The organism is Streptococcus sp. 27098_8_75 (assembly GCF_041432475.1).
Taxonomy (GTDB): Bacteria; Bacillota; Bacilli; order Lactobacillales; family Streptococcaceae; genus Streptococcus; species Streptococcus gordonii.
The window spans coordinates 65,921-89,104 of sequence record NZ_JAPVZR010000004.1; the positions used below are offsets into that span (position 1 = coordinate 65,921).

Below are 23,184 nucleotides of genomic sequence, written 5' to 3' on the forward strand. Positions count from 1 at the left end.
TGACAAAATGTCAGTTTGAGCCTTCAATCTCTTAATCTAAATTATAAAAAATTTTACGCCAAAACTGACAAAATGTCAGTTTAAATAAAAGGAGAAATTCATGTTAAAAATAGAACATTTAACAAAAGTATATAGCAACGGTAAAAAGGCTGTGGATGATCTTAGTCTGATGGTGGAGCCTGGGGATATTTATGGATTCATCGGTGCCAATGGAGCAGGTAAAACATCCACCATTAAGGCGATTGTGGGGATTCATGATTTTGATAAAGGAGATATTTATATCTGCGGGCACTCTATCAGGAAGGAGTCCTTGCTTTGTAAGAAAAAGATGGCGTTTTTGCCGGATAATCCAGACCTCTATAAAAATCTAGTAGCAAGGCAGTTTTTGGACTTTGTAGCAGACATTTATAGGGTTTCTTTGGAAAAAAGGCAAGCGGCTATAGAAAAGTATTCTAAAATGTTTGAGCTGGATACGTCTTTGGATCAGTTGATATCAGCTTATTCACATGGAATGAAGCAACGATTGGCACTAATAGCGGCCCTTTTGCATGAGCCAGAATTGTTGATTTTAGATGAACCTTTTGTCGGTTTGGATCCGAAAGGCGCATATTATTTTAAGCAGATCATGAGAGAGCTAGCCAGTCAAGGGCATGCGATTTTCTTTTCTACTCACGTTTTAGAGGTTGCGGAAGAACTCTGCAATAAGGTAGCAATTCTGCAGAAGGGTCGTTTGGTGGCTAATGGAAGGGCCTCTGAAGTTAAGGGGGCATCCAGTTTGGAACAAGTATTTATGGAGTTACAGGATGATGACTAATATTCTTTTGCTTTTAAAAGTACAATTATACAGCACATTTTCGCTTAATGATTTAAGGAAAGGACGAGGGTTGGGCAGGTATTTTAAGCTTGGTCTGCTCTTCTTGCTTGTTTTGCTATTTTCAGGCTATAACTTTTTGACGGCTTTGAGTTTGGTCAAGTTGGGGCAGGCAAATTTGATTCCAGCCTATATGATTGCCTTGGTTAGTTTTATTATTTTCTTTTTCAGTCTGATGCAATCAAATGGCATCTTGTTTGACCAAGAGGAACTTGACAGGCTCATCGTATTGCCGCTCAGTATTAGAGAGATTGTCTGTGAGAAATATGCTTTTCTTTATCTTTTGAACAGTGTGTTTGCCGTCCTTCTCATGCTCCCAGCAGGCCTCGTTTGTTTTAGATATGGTGCGTCCTTGTTGGAGTTGATTCTTTATCTGCTTTTAATGGGATTTGTTCCTCTTTTACCTCTCTGTTTAGCATCTTTACTTGGCTTGTGCGTTGCCTACATAGCCTCAAAGGCCCCTCATAAAAATCCAGTTGCCTTCCTTTTTTCTATTCTCTTGCTTTTGGGCCTAGCAACAGGCAGTATGTGGGCTATGAGAGCCGGATTATCAGTAGAAAATGTTGGTCTCTTGCTTACCAAGCAGCTGACTTCTCTTTATCCTCCGGCAAGCTTGTTTTTTAACCCTCAGCATTTTTGGTGGGCTAGCCTTTTGTTGATGTTTGTCTCGTTTGCGCTGACAGGACTTTTTCTAAGGTATTTAAGTAGAAATTATTTAAAAATGAATCAGATGATAACAGGAGTGAAGTCAGAAAGCAAAGTCTATAGAAGCTGGCAGAAGTCTCCCTTTATGGCTCTTTATAGGAGAGAATTTGCGAATTTTGTGAGTTCCTATCTTTATATGCTCAATAGTGGACTAGGAACCATTTTAATCATCGTTTTAGCCATCTCGCTTTGTTTTATGGGTCCTGATGTCCTCTTTTCTTCGATTGGACTCAGAGATAGCCGAGAATTTTTACCCCTATTACTGGCTGGCTGTCTCAGTATTTCCAATCCTGCAGCTGTCAGTATTTCCTTAGAGGGGGAAGAGATTTGGCTGCTTCAGACGCTCCCGGTTTCTATGAGGCAGATAATGATGGCAAAGCTGGCCTTGACGGTGTCTTTACATTTCGTGGCCTTGCTGCTGGGCTTGCCTGTTCTGACTTGGCGTTTCTCGCTAGGAGGATTGCAAGTAGTGGATTTGGTCCTTATTTCACTGGCTTATTCACTGTTTACAGCTCTTCAGGGACTTGTGGTCAATTTTCATTATCCTAAGTTCATCTGGGACAATGAAATGATTGTTATTAAGCAAAGTTTTTCGGCTATCTTGTCTGGAGGAATTGGCATCTTGGTTCTTGTGTTCCCTCTTTGCTTATCCTTACTATTTGGTATGGACTTGGAGATGTCGCTGCGAATCTCAGCTCTTGGACTTTTGCTTTTGGCTGCCGTCCTTTATAGGCATTTAATAAAACAAGGATATTTTAAGGAGGTCCATGGCTAATGAAAAAGAAAGATTTATTCGTTTTGTTTATCTTAGCAGTAATCATATTTTTGCTTATCTGCCTGATACCAGAGCAGGTTCTCATTCATTTTAACAGCGCAGGAAAGGCGGACATTGTTGTCAACCGCTTTTGGTTGATTCTCAGTTTGCCCATTCCCTGCTCTCTTTATTGGAAATATTTTCGAAGCAAATAAAAAAGAGGTCAGTGAACAATTTCTAAGAGAAGCTAGGTGTGACCATCAAAAAACCACTTATGAACTGAATATAGCTTTCTATACGGTTCATAAATGGTTCTTTTTCTTTTATTCTTTGCAATTAAGGTGATGGTATCTTTTTTATCCATGCTCTTAGAAAGCTTAGATCATTAAAGATAAAAATTAGAAAAATTATTTGGCAGAAGTAATATCCCCAATCAAGCTTATAAATGTCTCTTTGGATGGTGATGGAGAACATTGTGTAAACCATTAAGACAAAACTAGCTATAAAAAATAGAAAAGATTGTAAACTTGCTAGAAAAGGATAGCCTTTGTTTTTTAAAATGAATTTCAATAAAACGGCTAGGGCAGGAAGAACAGATAGAAAAATAAAGGAATTCTTAAAATAGGAATTGTTCAGATCTGCAAATTCTTTTCCACCAAAAATAGGATTATTATTTTGGAATAGATAAATTTGTGATGTTTTATCGTGTAAAAAAGGCATACTAGCAATAACTAAGTAAAGTGCAACTAATAATCCGATTTGCCAAGGGAAACTTACTTTAACCTTTTCTTTATTCTCTGACATCCCTATCTCCTTTCTCTAATTTTTCCTTGCTCAACGACGACAAAATCACCTTCTGCTTCATCAATCGTCCCTAGGACGTAGGCTCCATCTGGCAGGCTTAATTGTTCTAACAACTGTTGGATTTGGTCTCTTAGGTGGATATCTTCTCTGTCGACTCCTTTGGGCAAGATAATTTGGACATAGACAGCTCCTTGTGACAAGGCATGATTTAATGAAAAATCGTACAATTCCTCAAGGATAGAATGTTTATTTTTAGTAGCATCTTCAATGCGATCGCTATACCAAGTTTCACCTCTAACAAAATTAGCTTGATCAGATAGGGTGCTTCTTAACTTAGCTGATGCTCCACTTAGATCTGGAGTTTGATTTAATTTTCTTGTTAAAGACTCTTCTAACTTGGTCCGTTCGGGATTGATTTCCAGCATTTTTTCAATCATTGGTAAATAAACTCTGATAGATTCATCATAAGTCGTCCCTAACTCAGATATAGGGTTGTATCTATCAGATAAATCTATTTTGTCATAATAAGGCATGACTAATTGTTTAAAGCGTACGGATTTTTTCAAGGGCAGAGAAATATTCTTGCCGTTAATTTTTTCAGTATAAGTAAAATTAACATCAATGCCCGTTCTTTTTTCAGCCCAGGAAAAGCCTGTAATCTTAATCTCTCCAGGGAAATTCCGATTAGCATAAAAACCCTTGAGATTGGCCTCTAGATTCTTATAGAAAAACAGGAACAAGAGTGCTAGAAAGCACACGAGGACAAGCATACTTTTCCACTTGTCAGAATTAATCTTCAATATCTTTTTCAATAGCATCCTCCTTAATTACTTGCTTGAACTCTTGATCTGTTTCTACATACTCTTCCCGGCCAGTTTTTGTATATCTGCTCCTAATGGTCCAGTGAAAATAGGAGGCATCAGGATATAAAATCTTTGTCAGAGTTTCACTATCATCTAAGGTCATATTTTCTTTTAAAACTAATAAATAACCATACTTCTTAAGTGTTGCAAGTGTTACGTTATCCTCAGTTTTAACATTACTGCTACTATGATTCTTGTCGGAAGAATTGCCAGTTGAAATTGAGTCTTTATCGTCTTTTTTGTACTCAAACCAAGGTCCGTAACTATGTATATTACTCTCGTCATCACTATATGCCTCAGTAATAAATGATGGATCTGAGAGTGCACGATAGATTCCTCCATAGCCGAATTGGATCGTCTCTTTGGGGCGTTTTTTTGTTGCCTTTTTATTAGTCAGATTGATATAAATTTCGTTATTGTAGTCTATCTGGATTTTTACATAGTCATTTTTTCCATCAGAATACATCTGATTATCTAATTCGCCATTTATAGATACATATCCCATATCTTGAACAATCTTTAAGGCATCAATCGTATGACCTTCTCCTTTTTCTTGTCCTATTTGGTAATAACGAATTCGGAAGTATTCTTCCTTATCCTTCTTTTTCAGTGTGCCATCATATTGCTTGGAATCTTGAACTGCTAGATATTTCCGACCTACGGCAAAAACAGATGAGCTCCGATCGTTATCATCTTCCTTAAAAGAGAGGGCTATCATAGGGAATTCAGGCTCATTCTCTCCAATTGTTACATAATTCGTTAAACGTAGATTCTTCCCTTTATAAACATAATTTCGTTCTTTCACTACATAAGTAGCTTCTTTTACAAAAAAGAAAGAACAAGCACCACCGACAATAAAAACGACCAGCGCTGCTAAAGCATAAATTTGCCACATTTGCCAAGAGAAATTCTCTAGCTTCTTCATCTTATACTCCTTTAAGATAGATTATGCACTATTATATCATTTTTGGGTAAGAATTCTGCTAAAAGTGGAAGAAAAGTATGATAGAATGGTATTATTATATTTTTATTAGGGAAGCGAATATGGATCAAACACGTTTCAAAAAAATCATTAAAATATCTAGTTTCTTTTTTCTAGCGCTAGTAACCTATCTGATCTATTACCCAACGATTAGTCCTGAACCTGCAAAAAGGGAAGGGATTAGCAAGAATCATAGTCGGACTGAGTCAGAAGAACGGTATCGAATAGGTGTTAGTCAGGTAAATGACTTTCAGAAAATCGGAAATATTGCCCTGGCTATCGACAAGTTTGGGGAAGTCCAGGAAAAAGATGGCTATCTAGTTGCACAGAATTACAAGCTCCCCGAGGATCCGTATCCTGACGAGGGGAAGGCTTTTTATGACAAAAAAAACACGGAATATTTTTATCAGATTGATATTTACAAAGAGGACGAAGGGATTCAGTCATTAAAGAAGGTCGATGTACGAGCCCTTCTTCTTAAAGAAAAGAAAAAATATAACATTAAGAGTACCGCGAGATTAGATGTGCTTGACTCGTCTCCAGATGCTCCTTATATAGAAATAGCGCTGGAAGAGATTGATGGTGGCCTTCAAAAAGCATCTCTGATTATTGACTTAAAGACGGCAAAGAGTCGGATTGCTCACTACATAGGAGCTGCACAAGAAGAAGTCTTAACTGCTAGCGATAATAGTGAATTTAAAATTGCTCAAAGCAATCCTATTTTTGCTGACCGTTTAAAGAGCTTAAGCTTTATTCTTGATGCTAAAAAAGACACAAATTCCTATGATAACCAAGAAAAGCAAAATCAAGACAAGGTTATCATGATGAGACCATATCAGGGTGGAGACCTGATCAATCTCTATCAAGAATATCCTCATGTCCTCGAAATGGCTAAGAAAGCTAGTTTCGCTATCTATCCACTGTTTAAATACACTAAGGATTCCACTCAACAAGCCTCTGATTTTGCTAGACTATTTAATTATCCAGGAGAAGCTCCTTTTTGGTCTGCTCAAAAGAAACAAGAGTATGAAGCGGAACAAATCGTAAAACAGAAGAAAAGTCCTGAAACTCCACTTCCTTATGACTTGTTTATAAAGAAGGTACAGGAGGAAGGCAAAATCAATTGGGCGGAAGGGATTGTCCCAATTGGACTTGATATCGATAGTGAAGAAGTAGTTACCGTTGACTTCAAAAAAGGTCCGGTTTACACGCAGCATTTCGATCTATATGACCACATAAGTGCCTTAGGAAGCCTGACTGATCTTAGCTCTACCAATACGATGCTAAATCAAGTTAGTTTCGATAAAACCAGACGCTATGGAATAAAAACTGTAAAAGACGTCAGCACTCTTATTGATGAATCTAAGCGGTCTAATCCAGCCGGCCCGCAATATATTAATTGGCTTCAATATAATCCTAGCAACCCTTTGTCTGAATCGTATATGAATACCGTTAAGGAGATTGTGGAGCAAGGACCTCTGTATAGAATTTTCTCCATATTTAGTCTTGAGGTAGGACAGATGACGGTTAGTCAAGCCGAAACTAATGACAATCTTGTGGCAGGATCAATTTCTGTAATGGTTCAAAACGGTAACCAGGCTTTAGTTCCTCTGCAGTTTAAGATAAATAATTTTCATGATTTAACCCCTGATAAAATGATAAAATCGGGACGAATTATCTATGTCCTTATAGATGGTCAGCTTCGTCGAGTAAAAGTTCCGGAGGAAAGATAAGTGAGTCAGATCATTATAAAGATAAAAAAACTATTTCAAAATAAAATCTTTTTGAATATTTGTGGCTATACTTTAGCATTTGCAATTGGTCTATTTTTGGCTTCTTATGTTGCTGAAAAACAAAAAAACACTATACACTCTGAGCAAAATCAGACTGAGCAGCAAGAGGTTGGTAAAAATAGACCAGATAAGGATGCGACTTTTAAGATAGAAAAGCTGGGTGATAATCTCTATATGGTAGAGAATCCTAATTTGGCCATCTTGTCTGACAAGTATATCTTGCAGCAAGAGATGAATTACCCCAACAAAACTTTTTACTACGATAGTTACCAGCAATTTAGTAAAGATAAGAACAAAAATAACCATGTAAAAATTAGCCTTCTAAACCAGGCTGAAGGGACTTACAAAGATTATGACCTACTCCAGTTGGCTCAAAACCTACATCCTCAAGCTATTCCAGGGAAAGTGAGTCACCAACTGTACCAAGATCCTCAAGACAGTCAACTCTATTTTGCTTTTGAGGTATATCTACCAGGTGGATCAAATGCAAGCTACTATTCTAGTTCAAGTAGTGGCTCCTTTACCCAGACTCTCTATACGAATATTGAAAATGGTCAGACTTTTTCTCTGGATCGCTATTTCGAACCTCTAACAGCCCATGCTAAGCAACCAATCTATTCAGCTACTGACCTGGATGATAAATTGAATCGTTATGGACTAGTCTTGGCTAATAAAACACAGAATATTACTCTCATCGAGGGAGGAGAGGATTTAAATATTAAGAGTTTGAAATTAAGTAAAGAATTGCCTGGTATAGAAAAGAAATTTAGTGCCGGATGGAGCTTAATGATAACTGGCGATGATTCTTATGAAAAAAGTCTAAAGCTTTTAGCTGCTGAAGGGGAAATCGATCTCTATACTAACATCAAACTAGATGGTTGGTATTCGTCTGATAAGAAGGATCATCTATTAAAATCTTATCAAGATTTTCTAAACCTCTACCAAAAAGATAAAAACTAGCTTACTTCTTTTCTAGCAAAGTTGGTCGGACATGGTTGAGAGAAGCTTATACACTTGATAACACTTAAAGAATGTATTCATAGCGATCAAGAACGGCTTTCGTAAAAGAAGACCAAGTAAATCCCTGCTTTTGCAGGGTTTTTTATTTCTCTTTAAAGTGTTAAAATGAGATAAGAATCTGTTATAAGGAGTATGATATGGGTGAAGAGCGAATCGTCAGAAAAATGCTTTTTGAGGATATTGAAGGATTATCAAATGCTTTTGTTGAGCAGGGATGGTCTGAGCGAAAAGATATTCTGAACAAATATTTTCTTGAGCAAGAGGTAGGAGAACGCCAAGTTTTGGTGGCTCTTGTTGGCAGATTTCTGGCAGGTTATATAACAGTCATTCCATTAGCAAATCACGGTCCTTTTGCAGGTCTTTATCCGGAGTTAACTGATTTTAATGTTTTTGAAAGCTTTCAAAGGCAGGGGATTGGCACGGCTCTAATCGAAAAAGCAGAGCAAGAAGCCCTGAAATATTCAGATGTGGTTACCTTGGGAGTGGGATTACATAAGGGATATGGGCCGGCACAGCGCTTATATATTAAAAGAGGATATATTCCAGATGGTTCGGGACTTTGGTTTAACAATGAAGCCCTTGCCCCATATGCTCCTTGTGAAAATAGTGATGACCTAGTACTTTATTTTTCGAAAAAAAGGAAATAAAAAAAATTCCTAAGCAAGTCAGCTTAGGAATCAAAAAATTAGTAGCGTCTCGGGTTAGCTGTGGCGCTTTTAATGTTGAATTTTTTCTTGAGGTACCAGCGTCCTACTAGGGCAAGACCACCAATCATTATGACAAGGAGGTTTGGCAATTGCGGATTAAGGAAGCTTGGTAGGAAGGCGCTAAGAGTGAAGGCGACCAACCAAAGTAGGACAGCACCACTCATAACAATGGCTGATTTCCAAAAAGGTGGTTTAGTACCGTACTCTTGGTCCAGTTCATAGTAGCGATAAATGAAATGGTAGAGTGAATAGAAAACCAAACCTCCTGTTAAACTACCCAGAACTAGGGTAGTAAATCCGTAAGGATTCGGTGTTTTTGCAAAGTAGTTAACTGCTCCTTGGAAAATGGATAAAAGTCCGAAAATCAAAAGAGCAGAATCCAAAATCATGAGGCGCGGATCGTCATTTTGTGCAGGATTTTCAGCTGCTTTTTTCTCTGCAGCGGTTAATTGCTGAACCCAAGCAGTTGGGGATCCGTAGAGACCACGGGCAGTGATTCCTTTGGATTGGTTTTCAAGGATGGTAGGAATAATCTCTTCTAGGAGGACTTTGATTTCCTCATCGGTTTTCCCAGCTTCAATCAACTGGTGAGTTGCAATGCGAATAAATTCTTGGTTCTTCTTGCTAAGTTTGTCTATAGATACTTGTGACATAGGCTTTCCTTCTAAGTTCATTATTTCTTAGCACCTTTCTCGATATAAATAACATTACCTTTAATAAAAGGCCCGAATGGTGATTGTGATTGGAACTCTGTTGTCTTGACATACAATACGTCGCCTGTACGAATTTTCATGTTAGGGTCTGCATTAAGAACAGTAAGACCTGCATAAATAGGGTCATTACTACCTTCAAGGTCAACCTTACCTAGGAACCCATATGCCTTTTTATCGGGGTCATATCCGCCAATAGGGTGTGCATCGCGTACTTCCCATCGCACAACCTTGTCGATAAAATCATCTTCGCTTTTAACCTTATCTTTAAGTTCTTGTAGCGTAGTAATATCGGCTTTAGGCGGGTGTGGTACTCCGAAATACCAGACACCAGTTCCGGCAACAAACAATACCATCAATACCATAATTGTAAGTAATATAGTTCTTTTCATTTTATTCTTCCTCCGTTTCCTCTTGTTCGTTGATTTGGTTATCTATAACCTTATTGGCATTTAAGATGCACTCCTCAATATAATACTTATGGTCAACTGCTAATTGTGCAAAGTTGTGGCTACAATATATCTTATCGAAGTTATAACTACACCAATCCGCCCATTCCTCAGCGATTTCAAACATGTAGTTAGTTAGATATTGCGTTACAACGCCTTCAACAACCATATATCGTATAAACGCGTCAACGTCCATTTCTTTAAGACGCGTTTGTATATCTTCAGTAAACTTAGGCTGTCCTGTAACGATAGCCATGTAATACTTGCCGTCTTGGTCATCGAATTGTAGTTTCTTAGGCCCATCTGGACAATCCAGCGCCCGTGCTAATTTAGTACGAAGTGCTAGAAAGTCTACAGGCCCTCCGGACTTGGTTCCTTCAATGGTTATAGGATTATGCCCCGTGTACCAGAAACCCAAGTCTTACCAAAACGACCAGTACTGGCAGAATATGTATGTTCCTGCAATTAAAATAGTTTTTTGTGCATGAGGTAAACGGTGAGGGAACCGCTGATGGCAAAGGCGATAAACATGATAATCCAAAAGGCATGCGGTTCGCCATTGAGAGGGATGTCGTTGTTTTTAAAGTTCATACCATAGGCAGAGAAAATCATAGTTGGAATGGACATAACGACCGTTACCAAAGCCAGAGTTTTCATAATGTTGTTCTGGTTATTGGAAATAATGGACGCAAAGGTATCTGTCATCCCACGCAGGATATTTCCGTAAATATCTGCCATCTCGATGGCCTGCTGGGTCTCAATTAAGGTGTCTTCCAGCAAGTCTTCATCCTCTAGATATTTTTTGATATTACTAGTGGCGCTGGTCAGTTTTTTAATCACGCGCTCATTGGTTTTGAGAGAGGCCTTGAAGTAGACAATGGTTTTTTCCAACTCCATGAGTTCAATCAACTCTTCGTTTCGCGTAGACTGGTGTAGCTGGCTTTCAATCTGCTCGCTCTTGCGGTCAATAGAACGTAGGGCTGTTAGATATAGCTCGGCATTACGATAGAGAATCTGAAAGATAAAGCGTGACTTCATAAAGGTGTAGAAGTTGCGCAGGCGACGGTGGATGAAGATATCCAACAAGGGGAGTTTTTCCAAACAGGTGGTGATAATAGCATCCTCTGTCAGAATGATACCAAGCGGAATAGTGACATAATAGGTCTTGTTGTTTCTTTCTTCAGTGATGGGAACGTCCACGATAATCAAAGTATAGTCATCTTCGATGGTTACCCGGGACATTTCTTCCGCATCGAGTGGCGCCCGTAAGTCGGTGATATCAATGCCGAAAGCATTAGCAATTTCAACTGATTCGCTCTGGGAAGGATTGACAAGATTGATCCAAGTGCCCGATTCGAGGGAGTCGATCTCTTTGAATTCGGTCGTAGTTGATAAAAAGACTTGTTTCATGCTCTTTTTCCTTTCCAGATTGTTTTTTTAGACACCGTACTATTATACTATAAATTCACGATTTTTGGGGCAAAAGAATAGAGAAAATTTTGATATAATAGAGAATGTTCAAAGTGAAGTGAGGTTAAGATGCAAGATAAAATTGTGATCCATGGAGCGCGAGCTCATAATCTAAAAAATATTGATGTAGAAATTCCTAGAGACAAGCTAGTTGTGGTAACAGGGCTGTCCGGTTCAGGCAAGTCCAGTCTGGCCTTTGATACTCTTTATGCTGAGGGGCAACGTCGTTATGTGGAGAGTTTGTCAGCCTATGCTCGGCAGTTCTTAGGTAATATGGAAAAGCCGGATGTAGACTCAATTGATGGTCTTAGCCCGGCTATTTCCATCGATCAAAAGACGACTAGTAAAAATCCCCGCTCAACTGTAGGGACTGTTACTGAGATCAATGATTACTTGCGCTTGCTCTATGCCCGTGTTGGAACGCCTTACTGTGTTAATGGTCACGGAGCTATTACGGCTTCGTCTGTTGAGCAGATTGTAGACCAAGTCTTGGAACTTCCAGAGCGCCAGCGCTTGCAGATTTTGGCTCCGGTTATCCGTAAGAAAAAGGGCCAGCATAAGACTGTTTTTGATAAGATTCAGAAAGACGGCTACGTCCGAGTGCGCGTGGATGGTGAAATTTACGATGTGACAGAAGTTCCTGAGTTATCAAAGAGCAAGCAACATGACATTGAGGTTGTGGTAGACAGAATTGTCATCAAGGAAGGGGTGAGGAGTCGCCTCTTTGATTCGGTCGAAGCTGCTTTACGGATTGCAGAGGGCTATGTAGTTATTGATACCATGGATGGGAAAGAATTGCTCTTTTCTGAGCATTATGCCTGTCCGGTTTGTGGCTTTACGGTGCCAGAACTTGAGCCACGTCTTTTCTCTTTCAATGCGCCTTTTGGCTCTTGTCCGGACTGTGATGGCTTGGGCGTGAAACTAGAAGTAGACCTAGATCTTGTGGTACCAGATTCTAGTATGACTTTACGAGAAGGTGCACTGGCGCCCTGGAATCCGATCTCTTCCAACTACTATCCGCAGATGCTAGAACAGGCGATGACCTCCTTTGGCATTGATATGGACAAGCCTTTTGAAGAGCTAAGTGAAGAAGAAAAGCAATTGATTTTCTTTGGCTCAGATGGACGAGAATTCCATTTCCACTATGAGAATGAATTCGGAGGTGTGCGAGATATTGACATTCCTTTTGAGGGAGTAGTTACCAATATCAACCGTCGCTACCATGAGACCAATAGTGACTATACTCGGACCCAGATGCGAACCTATATGAATGAGTTGTCCTGTGTAGCTTGTCATGGCTATCGTCTTAGTCCTCAGGCCTTGTCGGTCAAGGTTGGAGGCGAAGCTGGTTTGCATATCGGTCAGATTTCAGATCTGTCTATTGCAGATCATTTAAATCAATTGGACAAGCTTAGCTTGACTGAGAATGAAGCTACTATCGCGCGTCCTATTCTCAAAGAAATTCATGACCGGCTAACCTTCCTGAATAATGTTGGCCTTAATTACCTGACTCTATCTCGTTCTGCCGGAACTTTATCAGGAGGCGAAAGTCAGCGGATTCGTTTGGCGACTCAAATTGGTTCTAATTTGAGCGGCGTCCTCTATATTCTTGATGAACCATCGATTGGCTTGCACCAACGTGACAATGACCGCCTGATCGCCAGCCTCAAGAAGATGCGTGATCTAGGAAATACCCTCATTGTGGTTGAGCACGATGAGGACACCATGCGGGAGGCTGACTGGCTGATTGATGTTGGGCCAGGAGCGGGAGTCTTTGGTGGTGAAATTGTAGCAGCTGGTACTCCTGCACAAGTGGCTAAGAATAAAAAGTCTATTACTGGACAGTACCTATCAGGCAAGCGTGAAATTCCAGTACCACTGGAACGTCGTGTAGGAAATGGGCGTTTTATCGAAATTACAGGTGCGGCTGAAAATAATTTACAGAACATTACAGCTCGTTTCCCACTTGGGAAGTTTATCGCTGTGACGGGAGTTTCGGGATCCGGCAAATCGACCTTGGTCAACTCTATTCTAAAAAAGACCTTGGCTCAAAGACTCAATCGTAATTCGGATAAGCCTGGAAAATTTAAAACGATCTCTGGAGTAGATTATATAGATCGTTTAATCGATATTGATCAAAGTCCAATTGGTCGGACACCGCGCTCCAACCCTGCTACTTACACTGGAGTTTTCGATGATATTCGGGATCTTTTTGCTCAAACCAATGAAGCCAAGATTCGTGGCTATAAGAAGGGTCGTTTTAGTTTTAACGTGAAGGGTGGCCGTTGTGAGGCCTGCTCGGGCGACGGTATCATCAAAATCGAAATGCATTTCTTACCGGATGTTTATGTTCCTTGCGAAGTCTGTCATGGAAGACGCTATAACAGTGAGACCTTAGAAGTACACTATAAGGAAAAGAATATCTCACAAATCTTAGATATGACAGTCAATGATGCAGTTGATTTCTTCAAACATATTCCAAAGATCAATCGGAAGCTACAAACAATTAAAGATGTGGGCCTAGGGTATGTTACTTTAGGACAGCCAGCGACTACTCTATCGGGTGGTGAAGCCCAGCGGATGAAGCTGGCTAGTGAGCTTCATAAGAGATCGACCGGCAAGTCTCTCTATATCTTGGATGAACCGACGACAGGTCTGCATACAGAGGATATCTCTCGTCTGCTAAAAGTTCTGGATCGTTTCGTTGATGATGGAAATACTGTCCTAGTTATTGAGCACAATCTAGATGTGATTAAGACAGCTGACCATATTATTGATTTAGGCCCAGAAGGTGGTGTCGGTGGTGGAACCATCATCGCAACAGGAACTCCAGAAGAAGTAGCGGCCAATGAAGCCAGCTACACAGGACACTATTTGAAAGGAAAGTTAAAATAAGATTTTAAAAACTCTGCTTTTTTAGGCAGAGTCTTTTTTATAATAAATTACGAATTTTTTCTTTTATAAATGGGTTAAGAGAATAGTGTTTATCAAGATATTCTAGGAGTTCCTGAGCAGATTCAGAAATTCGTTCGTAACCTTGCAAAAAGTGAGGCAATTGTTTGGCCTCGTTTGGATAACCTTTTTCAAATCTTCTGTTGCTGTTAAAAATATCTATAAAATCAGATTTAGAAGTTTTTTCCAAATTGATTAGTTCGGTCCAAAGCTTGACGGATCTGTTTTGGATGAAATCATAAGCAGCCAATTTTTCGCCTCGTTGATAGCGACCTAGTCCTATATATAGATTGCATAAAATCTCTCCCAACAGCCATTCACGGTCTCTATTTTCTTTTGATTGCAATCTTTGTGGCTGGCAGATTGTTCCATCAAAACCGACCTCCTTCCAGATAATCTTGCCTTCAGCGAAGGAAATGTTTACTAGTTCATGAGCTTCAAAGACAGCAAATTCACAAAAAACATCATCTTCAAATAGAACTTTATGTCCGTCCACTGTATTTTGGTAGTGAAATGCAATTGGTTCTAGATTACTTAACCAAGTTAGATCCTGTATATAGGCCTGCTTGTAGCCATCTTTTACAATAACAAAAAAATCCAAATCTGAGTATTGATCCAATCGGTCTCTTTCTACTCCGCAAGAACCAAGTGCCAGCAAAGCTAGTGCTTGTCTAGAATCTTTTAGAGACTGACCAATATCATCTAGTCTTTGTAATAGTAATTCTGTTTTATTCATATCGTTACCTCATTCTTTCTTGTTTACAGAAATTATATATTTAGCGCTTTCAAATGTCAATTTTATCTAATCCTAACTATATAGATTGTATTGTTTTCGGTTTTTTTTTGCTATAATAAATTGAATCATTTTACGGAGGTTTTCTCATGTTATCAAGAGTTGAAAAATTTGAAGCAGCATTGACTCAGACAGAATGTGATGCTGTCTTAGTAACCAATTTAAAAAATATATACTATCTGACTGGCTTTAGCGGAACAGAGGCGACAGTTTTCATCAGTAAGACACGTCGTATTTTCCTGACGGATGCCCGTTATACACTGATTGCCAAGGGAGTAGTTCAAGGATTTGATATTGTTGAAACGCGAGACGCACTTGGTGAGATTGCTAAAATCATAGCGGACGACAAGCTGGAAAAAATTGGCTTTGATGACGAGATTTCCTACGCTTACTTCAAGATGCTAGAAAGTCTTTTCTCAGGGTATGAACTGGTGCCAATGACTGGTTTTATCGAGAATTTGCGCATGATTAAAGATGAGCAAGAAATCGCGACCATTCGCAAGGCCTGCCAAATTTCAGATCAAGCCTTCCTAGATGTACTGGACTTTATCAAGCCAGGTGAGACGACAGAGCTAGCGGTTATGAACTTTTTAGATGCCCGGATGCGTCAGCTAGGTGCTTCAGGTGCCTCTTTTGACTTTATCATCGCTTCAGGCTACCGCTCTGCTATGCCTCACGGTGTGGCTAGTGAAAAGGTCATTCAAAATGGCGAAACCCTGACCATGGACTTTGGCTGCTACTACAATCACTATGTCAGCGATATGACACGGACAATTCATGTGGGGCAGGTGACAGACGAAGAGCGGGAGATTTATGATATTGTCCTGCGCAGCAATCAAGCTCTGATAGAAGCTGCTAAGGCTGGGCTTAGTCGGATTGATTTTGACCGAATTCCGCGGCATATTATTAACGATGCTGGATATGGTCCTTACTTTAGCCACGGGATTGGCCACGGTATCGGTCTGGATATCCATGAGATTCCTTACTTTGGCAAGTCAGAAGAGCCGATTGAGGCGGGCATGGTCTTGACTGATGAGCCGGGTATTTATCTGGACGGCAAATACGGCGTCCGCATCGAAGACGATCTCCTCATCACAGAAACAGGCTGTCAAGTCCTAACTCTTGCGCCGAAAGAGTTGATTGTTATTTGAGAATTATCAGGCTTTATGGTACAATAAAGAGTAAATTATTTATTAAAGAGGTAAAAATCACATGATTGAAGCAAGTAAATTGAAAGCTGGTATGACTTTTGAAACAGCTGATGGTAAATTGATCCGCGTTTTGGAAGCAAGCCACCATAAACCAGGTAAAGGAAATACGATCATGCGTATGAAATTGCGTGACGTCCGTACTGGTTCAACTTTTGATACAAGCTACCGTCCAGAAGAAAAATTTGAGCAAGCTATTATTGAAACTGTTCCAGCTCAATACTTGTACCAAATGGATGACACTGCTTACTTCATGAATACTGAAACCTATGACCAATATGAAATTCCAGTAGTCAATGTTGAAGATGAATTGAAATACATCCTTGAAAACTCTGACGTAAAAATCCAGTTCTATGGAAATGAAGTGATTGGTGTGACAGTGCCAACAACCGTTGAATTAGTTGTAACTGAAACTCAACCATCAATCAAGGGTGCTACTGTAACTGGTTCTGGTAAACCAGCTACTCTTGAAACTGGTCTTGTCGTTAACGTTCCAGACTTTATTGAAGTTGGACAAAAATTGATCATCAACACTGCAGAAGGAACTTACGTTTCTCGCGCATAATATAGAAGAGGTAATCACTATGGCAACTGAACAATTAGGTGAAATTGTTATTGCGCCACGCGTTTTGGAAAAAATCATTGCGATTGCAACTGCAAAAGTAGACGGAGTTCACTCTTTTGCAAACAAGAGTATGTCAGATAGCTTAGCTAAGCGTTCTTTGAGTCGTGGGGTCTATCTTCATACTGCGGATAATGGCGATGTGACAGTGGATATTTATCTTTACTTGGAATATGGTGTAGGGGTTCCTACCGTTGCTATGGCCATTCAAAAGGCTGTGAAAAGTGCTGTCCATGATATGGCAGATGTAAGTTTGTCAGCTGTTAATGTCCATGTTGCAGGTATTGTTCCAGAAAAATCTCCAAAACCAGATATGGCTGATTTATTTGACGAGGATTTCCTCAATGAGTAAGGTAATGGTAGACTCAAGACGTGATTTACGTGAGCGCGCATTTCAGGCATTGATGAGTCTGGAGTATGATGGAGACATAGTTGAAGCTTGTCGCTTTGCTTATCTACATGATAAGGAAGAAGAGGAACAAGTTGAACTTCCGATCTTCTTGCTCAATCTAGTTAATGGCGTTATGCAATCCAAAAGTGAGCTCGATGATAAGATTACTCAGTATTTGAAGGCTGGTTGGACCTTGGATCGTTTGACTCTGGTAGAGAAAAATATTCTGCGTTTAGGTTTGTATGAGCTACTAGAATATGACGAGACACCACAGCTTGTTGCAGTTAACGAGGCTATTGAGCTGGCGAAAAAATTCTCAGATGAAAAATCAAGTAAGTTTATCAATGGGATTTTGAGTCAATTTGTTACAGAAGAATAAAAAAGCTGAGATTCTTATCTCGGCTTTTTTGCGGTAAGGAATCTAAAAAGAATGCAGATGGAGCTAGTGGTGAAGTAATACAAAAGATCAAAACCCTTACGTGAAGCTAGTCCTTCAAAAAATAGCAAATTATTAGATGCTAAGCTAGGAGTCTTTCTTGACAATCATTATGAAAACGTTATAATTTTATTAGATTAATATTAGGAGGATGTTTTTTTATGAAAGCAACGAAAGCTACCGTAACCATTTTTTCTGCATTGGCATCAGTTATTATTCTGACGAGCTGTGCTCCGAAACCAACAGAAAATAAGACAACAGAGAGCAGTACATCGGATAATAAGATTTCGATGACCTATGAACAGCTTCGTTCGAGAGAAAATACCATGTCTACTCTTTGGTATCAAAAGGCGGCTGAAACCAAGGCTTTGTATTTACAAGGCTATAATGTTGCAACGAATCGTCTGAAAGAATTATTAAAAACACCGACAGAAAAACCTTATTCCATCGTCTTAGACTTGGATGAGACTGTACTGGATAACAGCCCTTACCAAGTGAAAAATGTAAAAGATGGCACAGCATTTACACCTGAAAATTGGGATGTTTGGGTCCAAAAGGCGGAGGCTAAAGCCGTTCCAGGAGCAAAGGAATTCCTCCAATTTGCTAATGAAAATGGTGTACAAATTTACTATGTTTCTGACCGTGCGGCTAGTCAGGTAGATGCAACCATTAAGAACCTAGAAAAAGAAGGCATTCCTGTTCAGGGACGTGACCATTTGATGTTCTTGGAAGAAGGCGTCAAGTCAAAAGAAGGACGTCGCCAAAAAGTTCAAGAGACAACAAATCTAGTTATGTTATTTGGGGATAATTTAGTTGACTTTGCAGACTTCTCCAAAAAGTCTTCTGAAGAGCGTGACAAGAAATTGGACGAACTTCAAAAAGAATTTGGTGAAAAATTCATCATCTTCCCTAACCCAATGTATGGATCATGGGAATCCACAGTTTACAAGGGCGAAAAATTAGACGCTAAGGGTCAAGTTGAAGAGCGTGAAAAAGCCTTAGAAAGCTTTGATAAATAGTCTGAGAGTTTTTTGAAAGATTAGACATAAAAAAGACAACCTCCTTTTTTGAGGTTGTCTTTTTTGGGATAAAAATTAAATGCTTTTGCCAGGTAATAGACTAACTGGTAGGAAATAACCAGTCGTTTGAACTTCTTGACCAGCAATCTTTTTGAGGAGTAGGTCCACAGATAGATGAGCAATATCTTTCAGTGGTTGCTTGATAGTGGCCAGCTGTGGGTAGTAGTTCTCCACAAAGTAGGTGCCATCGTAGCCAATGATTTTTAAATCTTCGGGAATCTTGATGTCCAGCTCTTGAGCGACCTTCATAATTAAAATTGCTGTCAAATCATCTGAAGCAAAGATAGCATCTGGCTTCTCATGGGTCAAAATGTGCTTGATTTCCATTTCCTTTCGGACGGGAGAATAATCACTAGATACATTGATGATTGGGGCGTCTGGAAGAATAGAGGCGAAGCCAGCATGGCGCAGGCCAGTCGGAGAATTAGAGTTGTCATTGCCAGTAATCATGATGATGTTTTGGGCTCCAGCCTTGACCAAGGTCTGAGCTGCCAGCACTCCGCCACCATAGTTGTCTGAAGAGACAACTGGGATATCCGGAGAAAGATTGCGGTCGAAGGCAATGATTGGAGCAGTCACGCGATTGTAGTCCTCAATGCCTAGATTGTGGCTACCAGAAATGATGCCGTCCACCTGATTGGCTTCCAGCATCTCAAGGTATTCACGCTCCTTATCAGAGTCATGCTCACTATTGCAGATGATGGTTTTATAGCCCTGTTTAAAGAGCTCGTGCTCCAATTTACCAATTAATTCTGCATAAAAGACATTGCTGATATTAGGGAAAATGAGTCCGATTAGCTTGGCTGATTTACCTTGGAGGCTGCGCGCCAGATTGTTGGGCTTGTAAGCCAACTCTCGCATGGCTGCCTCAACCTTAGAAATCGTTTTGTCGGATAAGTAGCCTTTTCTGTTGATGACGCGGGAAACAGTTGTGGGGCTGACTCCTGCTAGTTTTGCTACATCAGTTAGCTTTGCGACCATAATCTAATTCATAGTAAGTACCGGTTGGATTGCCCTTGGTAATAGCAATGCCTGTTTGGTCTTCTCTCGGGAAGACACGGCCGGAAAATACTTTCTCTCCTTCATTGATGAAAATTTCAAAAATCGATTTATCTATAAATATACTAGCATTTGTTACTTTTTTGTCAATGTTACAGCTTCGGCTGGTTCCAAAGTCTAGAGCGAATGGCTCACCCGCCTGACTACGATCAACCGTTACTAGACCTGCTTTGAGGTCAAAATTGATGCGTAGGCCCTTGCCATTCTTGTCTGCAAAGAGGACGATTTCGTGTTCAGCGTCTGCAGCGAGATTCAGTTCTAGTTCGTAGCTGTTCTTGCTTTCTGCCAGAGCAGTGAAAGGCTGTTCCTCTGCTCGCAAATCCTTGATAGCAGGCACTGGGTACTGGTAGAGCTTGCCGTCTTTCAAAGTCAATTCTTTGACGAGAGAGAAAACACCTTGATGGTCGAAGCGGTCAGAAGGGTATTCCACATCAGGCAAGCCCAGCCAGCTGACAGCCAGTGCACGACCGTCAGGTGCGTTGAAGGCTTGGGTCGCGTAGCAGTCGAAGCCGTAGTCCAGATTTTGGATAGGGCTAGGATCAATCATAGCAGACTTACTTATGTCAAACGATTGACCTATTTTATACATGTTTGGATAAATATTGCCATAATCTTGCACATCCTTAGACAAACCTTGAGGGCAATAGAGCAGGACTGGCTGATCATTAATAAATACTAGGTTAGGACACTCCATCATATAGGCCGTTTTGTCATTGGCGAAGTCTAGATCACCGACGACTTCCCAGTTGGTATAGTCGTTATCAACTGCCTTGTAAAGTTTGATATAGCCTTGCTTGTCTAGATTTTGTCCACCAACAATAGCATAGAATTGCCCTTTATAGTTGAAAATCTGAGGATCGCGAAAATGATCAGTCGCTTCAGCAGGTTGTTCAATCAAGACCTTGTTAATTTTTTCCAGCTTGCCTGATTTGTCTAACAAGGCACCAATCTGATAGGGGTGACGCACCCAGTTCTCATCACGGACATTTCCAGTGTAGAAGAGAAAGAGCTTGTTATCAAACTGCATGGCAGAACCCGAGTAGGCACCGTGGCTGTCTAGTGCGGTATCCGGTAGCACACGGAGACCAGTTTCCGTGAAGTGAACTAGGTCATCGCTTTCCAGTTGTACCCAGCATTTGAGGCCGTGTGCTGCTCCGAAAGGGAAGTTTTGGTAAAAAACCACCCACTTGCCATCAAAGTAAGAAAAGCCGTTGGGGTCATTGAGAAGTCCAGTCTGTGGTTCCACATGGTAGTTGGCCCTCCAGGGGGATTTTGCAATATTCTCTTTAATCTGCTGCACTTCATCCTGAGTCCAGTCTTCGTAGCGTCTGTAGCGTTTTTCAGTTGTCCAAGCCAAACCATATTCCTCCGTCATGTATTTTTTCTTACTACTATAGTAAACGTTTTCTGCCTAAAAATCAACTTTAAACACATAAAAAATAAAATTTCTGCAAAACGCTTGACATATTTTTAGATCATGGTAAAATAATATTCGTAAAGGTGATTAAATCGCTTTCAAAAAAGTTTAACAAATTAATAAGGAGATTTTTGCAAATGGACAATCAGGATATTGCAAAAAAGGTCGTCGAAGCCTTGGGTGGACGCGAAAATGTCAACAGTGTAGCCCACTGTGCGACTCGTCTACGCGTTATGGTCAAAGATGAAGGAAAAATTAATAAAGAAGTGATTGAGAACTTGGATAAGGTTCAAGGAGCTTTCTTTAATTCAGGTCAATACCAAATTATCTTTGGTACTGGTACAGTCAATAAAATGTATGATGAAGTTGTTGCACTTGGTTTGCCAACATCATCTAAAGAAGATATGAAAGAAGAAGCTGGCAAACAGGGAAACTGGTTCCAACGAGCTATCCGTACTTTCGGTGACGTCTTCGTTCCACTTTTACCAGCTATTGTTGCAACAGGGTTATTTATGGGTATCCGTGGTGCGATTGCACAAGACCAAGTATTATCTTTGTTTGGTACAACTGCAGAAGCTTTTAAAGCAACAAACTTCTATACCTATACAGTTGTTCTAACAGATACAGCTTTTGCATTCTTTCCAGCCTTAATTTGTTGGTCAGCCTTCCGTGTTTTCGGTGGTAATCCATTGATTGGTTTGGTTCTAGGATTGATGATGGTTAACTCAGCTTTGCCAAATGCTTGGGATGTAGCTTCTGGAGACGCTAAGCCAATTTTGTTCTTCGGATTTATTAAAGTCGTCGGTTATCAAAACTCAGTTTTACCAGCATTTTTCGTTGGTTTGATTGGTGCAAAACTTGAAAAGTGGCTCCATAAGCGAATTCCTGATGTATTAGATTTACTAGTTGTACCATTTTTGACCTTCCTAGTGATGTCAATTTTAGCTTTGTTTGTCATTGGACCTGTTTTTCACGAGGTTGAGTCATATGTTAAAATCGCTACAACTTGGTTACTTAGCCTACCACTTGGTTTGGGTGGTTTAGTTCTTGGTGGAGTTCACCAAGTTATTGTTGTGACAGGTGTCCATCATATTTTCAATCTACTTGAGTCTAATTTGGTAACTTCTACAGGAGCAGATCCACTTAATGCTATTATCACAGCTGCTATGACTGCTCAACTTGGAGCAACACTTGCGGTTGGTGTTAAAACGAAGAATCCAAAGCTCAAAGCTCTTGCTTTCCCAGCAGCTCTTTCTGCGGGACTTGGTATCACTGAACCTGCTATTTTTGGGGTTAACCTTCGTTACGGAAAACCATTTATCATGGGTCTGATTGCTGGTGCTGCAGGTGGTTGGTTCGCAAACACTTTAGGGTTGGCAGGAACTAGCTTTGGTATCACAATTGTTCCTGGTACCCTTCTTTACCTAAATGGTCAAATTCTTCAGTACATTTTTATGGTATTAGTAACGACTGGTCTTGGTTTTGGATTGACATATGCTTTTGGATATAAAGACGAAGAAGAAGTAGCTACTGAAGTAGAGACAGAACGTTTGGTTGAGGAAGAAACAACAGGTAACATTCCAGTATCTCTCCAAGATGAAACAATTCTTGCTCCAGTTGCTGGGGAAGTTGTCGCTCTTGCAGATGTTAATGATCCAGTATTTTCAAGCGGAGCTATGGGGCAAGGTTTAGCAATCAAGCCAAGCGAGGGAGTTGTCTATGCTCCAGCTGATGCAGAGGTTACGATTGCTTTTGCGACGGGACATGCATATGGTCTTAAAACTTCTAATGGTGCAGAAATCTTGATTCACGTTGGTATTGATACGGTATCAATGAATGGCGAAGGCTTTAATCACACTGTAGCTCAAGGTGATAAAGTCAAAGCCGGTGATGTCCTAGGAACATTTGATTCAGCTAAGATCGCTGCAGCAGGTCTCGAAGACACTACTATGGTTATCGTGACGAATACTGCTGACTATGCTTCTGTAACTCCAGTAGGTCAAGGGACAGTAAGCAAAGGTGATGCTGTTATTGAAGTAAAAGCCTAAAAATTTAAGTATAATATAGAAAAACAGATATTCAAATTTGGATGTCTGTTT

Annotated in this window: 23 protein-coding genes; 13 read left to right on the top strand and 10 right to left on the bottom strand. The window is 40.1% G+C overall.

From position 1 onward, the window contains the following. Window positions 1-100 precede the first annotated feature (100 nt). The 3 genes from O3640_RS07385 to O3640_RS07395 are packed head-to-tail and all read left to right on the top strand — an operon-like array spanning window position 101 to window position 2,545. Window positions 101-814, top strand: coding sequence for an ABC transporter ATP-binding protein (locus O3640_RS07385; RefSeq protein WP_008809862.1), 714 nt, complete (start codon window positions 101-103; stop codon window positions 812-814). Then, complete coding sequence (locus O3640_RS07390) at window positions 741-2,351, top strand: hypothetical protein (protein ID WP_051312038.1); 1,611 nt, start codon at window positions 741-743, stop codon at window positions 2,349-2,351. The genes O3640_RS07385 and O3640_RS07390 overlap by 74 nt, the downstream gene beginning before the upstream one ends. Then, window positions 2,351-2,545, top strand: coding sequence for a DUF1648 domain-containing protein (locus tag O3640_RS07395; RefSeq protein WP_008809860.1), 195 nt, complete (start codon window positions 2,351-2,353; stop codon window positions 2,543-2,545). Before O3640_RS07390 ends, O3640_RS07395 begins: the two co-directional genes overlap by 1 nt. Before the next feature lie 121 nt (window positions 2,546-2,666). On the opposite strand, the gene O3640_RS07400 is transcribed toward O3640_RS07395, so the two are convergent. The 3 genes from O3640_RS07400 to O3640_RS07410 are packed head-to-tail and all read right to left on the bottom strand — an operon-like array spanning window position 2,667 to window position 4,922. Further along, window positions 2,667-3,134, bottom strand: a complete 468-nt coding sequence (locus tag O3640_RS07400) for a hypothetical protein (RefSeq protein ID WP_008809859.1) — start codon at window positions 3,132-3,134, stop codon at window positions 2,667-2,669. A gap of 2 nt (window positions 3,135-3,136) precedes the next feature. Then, window positions 3,137-3,952, bottom strand: a complete 816-nt coding sequence (locus tag O3640_RS07405) for a hypothetical protein (protein WP_008809858.1) — start codon at window positions 3,950-3,952, stop codon at window positions 3,137-3,139. After that, window positions 3,924-4,922, bottom strand: a complete 999-nt coding sequence (locus tag O3640_RS07410) for a hypothetical protein (protein ID WP_371586813.1) — start codon at window positions 4,920-4,922, stop codon at window positions 3,924-3,926. Before O3640_RS07410 ends, O3640_RS07405 begins: the two co-directional genes overlap by 29 nt. A 119-nt stretch (window positions 4,923-5,041) precedes the next feature. On the opposite strand from O3640_RS07410, the gene O3640_RS07415 reads away from it, so the two are divergent. The 3 genes from O3640_RS07415 (at window position 5,042) to O3640_RS07425 (ending at window position 8,439) form a co-directional block, all read left to right on the top strand. After that, a complete protein-coding gene (locus O3640_RS07415) occupies window positions 5,042-6,712 on the top strand; it encodes a hypothetical protein (RefSeq protein WP_371586814.1) in 1,671 nt (556 codons plus the stop codon). Further along, window positions 6,713-7,732, top strand: a complete 1,020-nt coding sequence (locus tag O3640_RS07420) for a hypothetical protein (RefSeq protein ID WP_371586815.1) — start codon at window positions 6,713-6,715, stop codon at window positions 7,730-7,732. A 197-nt stretch (window positions 7,733-7,929) separates the two neighbouring features. After that, window positions 7,930-8,439, top strand: coding sequence for a GNAT family N-acetyltransferase (locus O3640_RS07425; RefSeq protein WP_270654622.1), 510 nt, complete (start codon window positions 7,930-7,932; stop codon window positions 8,437-8,439). Between the two features lie 38 nt (window positions 8,440-8,477). On the opposite strand, the gene O3640_RS07430 is transcribed toward O3640_RS07425, so the two are convergent. Genes O3640_RS07430 through O3640_RS07445 form a run of 4 tightly spaced genes read right to left on the bottom strand, consistent with a single transcriptional unit; the run spans window position 8,478 to window position 11,068 of the window. Further along, on the bottom strand, window positions 8,478-9,152 hold the full coding sequence (locus tag O3640_RS07430; protein ID WP_270654623.1) for a DUF1129 domain-containing protein: 675 nt from the start codon (window positions 9,150-9,152) through the stop codon (window positions 8,478-8,480). Between the two features lie 20 nt (window positions 9,153-9,172). Next, window positions 9,173-9,601, bottom strand: coding sequence for a hypothetical protein (locus O3640_RS07435; RefSeq protein ID WP_118106169.1), 429 nt, complete (start codon window positions 9,599-9,601; stop codon window positions 9,173-9,175). Window position 9,602: 1 nt separating this feature from the next. Further along, window positions 9,603-10,076: a hypothetical protein gene (locus tag O3640_RS07440; protein ID WP_125444537.1), complete on the bottom strand. Its 474-nt coding sequence runs from the start codon at window positions 10,074-10,076 to the stop codon at window positions 9,603-9,605. Window positions 10,077-10,123: 47 nt separating this feature from the next. Then, complete coding sequence (locus O3640_RS07445) at window positions 10,124-11,068, bottom strand: magnesium transporter CorA family protein (protein ID WP_008809852.1); 945 nt, start codon at window positions 11,066-11,068, stop codon at window positions 10,124-10,126. Between the two features lie 129 nt (window positions 11,069-11,197). On the opposite strand from O3640_RS07445, the gene uvrA reads away from it, so the two are divergent. After that, window positions 11,198-14,023, top strand: coding sequence for an excinuclease ABC subunit UvrA (uvrA, locus tag O3640_RS07450; protein ID WP_270654624.1), 2,826 nt, complete (start codon window positions 11,198-11,200; stop codon window positions 14,021-14,023). Window positions 14,024-14,060: 37 nt separating this feature from the next. On the opposite strand, the gene O3640_RS07455 is transcribed toward uvrA, so the two are convergent. Then, window positions 14,061-14,816: a hypothetical protein gene (locus O3640_RS07455; protein WP_223350270.1), complete on the bottom strand. Its 756-nt coding sequence runs from the start codon at window positions 14,814-14,816 to the stop codon at window positions 14,061-14,063. A gap of 146 nt (window positions 14,817-14,962) precedes the next feature. Between O3640_RS07455 and O3640_RS07460 the strand changes: the two genes are divergently transcribed. The 5 genes from O3640_RS07460 to O3640_RS07480 all read left to right on the top strand — a co-directional run bounded on the left by O3640_RS07460 (window position 14,963) and on the right by O3640_RS07480 (window position 18,549). Continuing rightward, window positions 14,963-16,024: a M24 family metallopeptidase gene (locus tag O3640_RS07460; RefSeq protein ID WP_371586816.1), complete on the top strand. Its 1,062-nt coding sequence runs from the start codon at window positions 14,963-14,965 to the stop codon at window positions 16,022-16,024. Between the two features lie 61 nt (window positions 16,025-16,085). Continuing rightward, entirely contained in the window at window positions 16,086-16,646 is a 561-nt protein-coding gene (gene efp / locus O3640_RS07465; protein WP_008809846.1) for an elongation factor P, read from the top strand. Between the two features lie 19 nt (window positions 16,647-16,665). Continuing rightward, window positions 16,666-17,055, top strand: coding sequence for an Asp23/Gls24 family envelope stress response protein (locus O3640_RS07470; RefSeq protein ID WP_008809845.1), 390 nt, complete (start codon window positions 16,666-16,668; stop codon window positions 17,053-17,055). After that, complete coding sequence (nusB, locus tag O3640_RS07475; protein ID WP_045504424.1) at window positions 17,048-17,473, top strand: transcription antitermination factor NusB; 426 nt, start codon at window positions 17,048-17,050, stop codon at window positions 17,471-17,473. Before O3640_RS07470 ends, nusB begins: the two co-directional genes overlap by 8 nt. A 218-nt stretch (window positions 17,474-17,691) precedes the next feature. Continuing rightward, complete coding sequence (locus tag O3640_RS07480; protein ID WP_008809843.1) at window positions 17,692-18,549, top strand: 5'-nucleotidase, lipoprotein e(P4) family; 858 nt, start codon at window positions 17,692-17,694, stop codon at window positions 18,547-18,549. A gap of 75 nt (window positions 18,550-18,624) precedes the next feature. Here the strand turns inward: O3640_RS07480 and O3640_RS07485 are convergent, their stop codons facing one another. Next, window positions 18,625-19,590, bottom strand: a complete 966-nt coding sequence (locus O3640_RS07485; RefSeq protein ID WP_223350268.1) for a LacI family DNA-binding transcriptional regulator — start codon at window positions 19,588-19,590, stop codon at window positions 18,625-18,627. Continuing rightward, complete coding sequence (locus O3640_RS07490) at window positions 19,571-21,025, bottom strand: sucrose-6-phosphate hydrolase (RefSeq protein WP_371586840.1); 1,455 nt, start codon at window positions 21,023-21,025, stop codon at window positions 19,571-19,573. Before O3640_RS07490 ends, O3640_RS07485 begins: the two co-directional genes overlap by 20 nt. A gap of 197 nt (window positions 21,026-21,222) precedes the next feature. On the opposite strand from O3640_RS07490, the gene O3640_RS07495 reads away from it, so the two are divergent. Then, the gene (locus O3640_RS07495) at window positions 21,223-23,133 is read left to right on the top strand and encodes a sucrose-specific PTS transporter subunit IIBC (RefSeq protein WP_061593964.1); all 1,911 of its coding nucleotides are present in this window, start codon (window positions 21,223-21,225) and stop codon (window positions 23,131-23,133) included. Window positions 23,134-23,184 lie beyond the last annotated feature (51 nt).

Excerpts from the sequence above, each read along its gene's own strand:
- O3640_RS07430 (WP_270654623.1), bottom strand. The coding sequence starts at position 9,152 with ATGTCACAAGTATCTATAGACAAACTTAGCAAGAAGAACCAAGAATTT.
- O3640_RS07390 (WP_051312038.1), top strand. The coding sequence starts at position 741 with ATGGAAGGGCCTCTGAAGTTAAGGGGGCATCCAGTTTGGAACAAGTAT.
- efp (WP_008809846.1), top strand. The coding sequence starts at position 16,086 with ATGATTGAAGCAAGTAAATTGAAAGCTGGTATGACTTTTGAAACAGCT.
- O3640_RS07470 (WP_008809845.1), top strand. The coding sequence starts at position 16,666 with ATGGCAACTGAACAATTAGGTGAAATTGTTATTGCGCCACGCGTTTTG.
- O3640_RS07385 (WP_008809862.1), top strand. The coding sequence starts at position 101 with ATGTTAAAAATAGAACATTTAACAAAAGTATATAGCAACGGTAAAAAG.
- O3640_RS07495 (WP_061593964.1), top strand. The coding sequence starts at position 21,223 with ATGGACAATCAGGATATTGCAAAAAAGGTCGTCGAAGCCTTGGGTGGA.
- O3640_RS07445 (WP_008809852.1), bottom strand. The coding sequence starts at position 11,068 with ATGAAACAAGTCTTTTTATCAACTACGACCGAATTCAAAGAGATCGAC.
- O3640_RS07425 (WP_270654622.1), top strand. The coding sequence starts at position 7,930 with ATGGGTGAAGAGCGAATCGTCAGAAAAATGCTTTTTGAGGATATTGAA.
- O3640_RS07435 (WP_118106169.1), bottom strand. The coding sequence starts at position 9,601 with ATGAAAAGAACTATATTACTTACAATTATGGTATTGATGGTATTGTTT.
- O3640_RS07455 (WP_223350270.1), bottom strand. The coding sequence starts at position 14,816 with ATGAATAAAACAGAATTACTATTACAAAGACTAGATGATATTGGTCAG.
- O3640_RS07415 (WP_371586814.1), top strand. The coding sequence starts at position 5,042 with ATGGATCAAACACGTTTCAAAAAAATCATTAAAATATCTAGTTTCTTT.
- O3640_RS07400 (WP_008809859.1), bottom strand. The coding sequence starts at position 3,134 with ATGTCAGAGAATAAAGAAAAGGTTAAAGTAAGTTTCCCTTGGCAAATC.
- O3640_RS07395 (WP_008809860.1), top strand. The coding sequence starts at position 2,351 with ATGAAAAAGAAAGATTTATTCGTTTTGTTTATCTTAGCAGTAATCATA.
- O3640_RS07480 (WP_008809843.1), top strand. The coding sequence starts at position 17,692 with ATGAAAGCAACGAAAGCTACCGTAACCATTTTTTCTGCATTGGCATCA.
- O3640_RS07485 (WP_223350268.1), bottom strand. The coding sequence starts at position 19,590 with ATGGTCGCAAAGCTAACTGATGTAGCAAAACTAGCAGGAGTCAGCCCC.
- uvrA (WP_270654624.1), top strand. The coding sequence starts at position 11,198 with ATGCAAGATAAAATTGTGATCCATGGAGCGCGAGCTCATAATCTAAAA.
- O3640_RS07410 (WP_371586813.1), bottom strand. The coding sequence starts at position 4,922 with ATGAAGAAGCTAGAGAATTTCTCTTGGCAAATGTGGCAAATTTATGCT.
- O3640_RS07460 (WP_371586816.1), top strand. The coding sequence starts at position 14,963 with ATGTTATCAAGAGTTGAAAAATTTGAAGCAGCATTGACTCAGACAGAA.
- nusB (WP_045504424.1), top strand. The coding sequence starts at position 17,048 with ATGAGTAAGGTAATGGTAGACTCAAGACGTGATTTACGTGAGCGCGCA.
- O3640_RS07405 (WP_008809858.1), bottom strand. The coding sequence starts at position 3,952 with ATGCTATTGAAAAAGATATTGAAGATTAATTCTGACAAGTGGAAAAGT.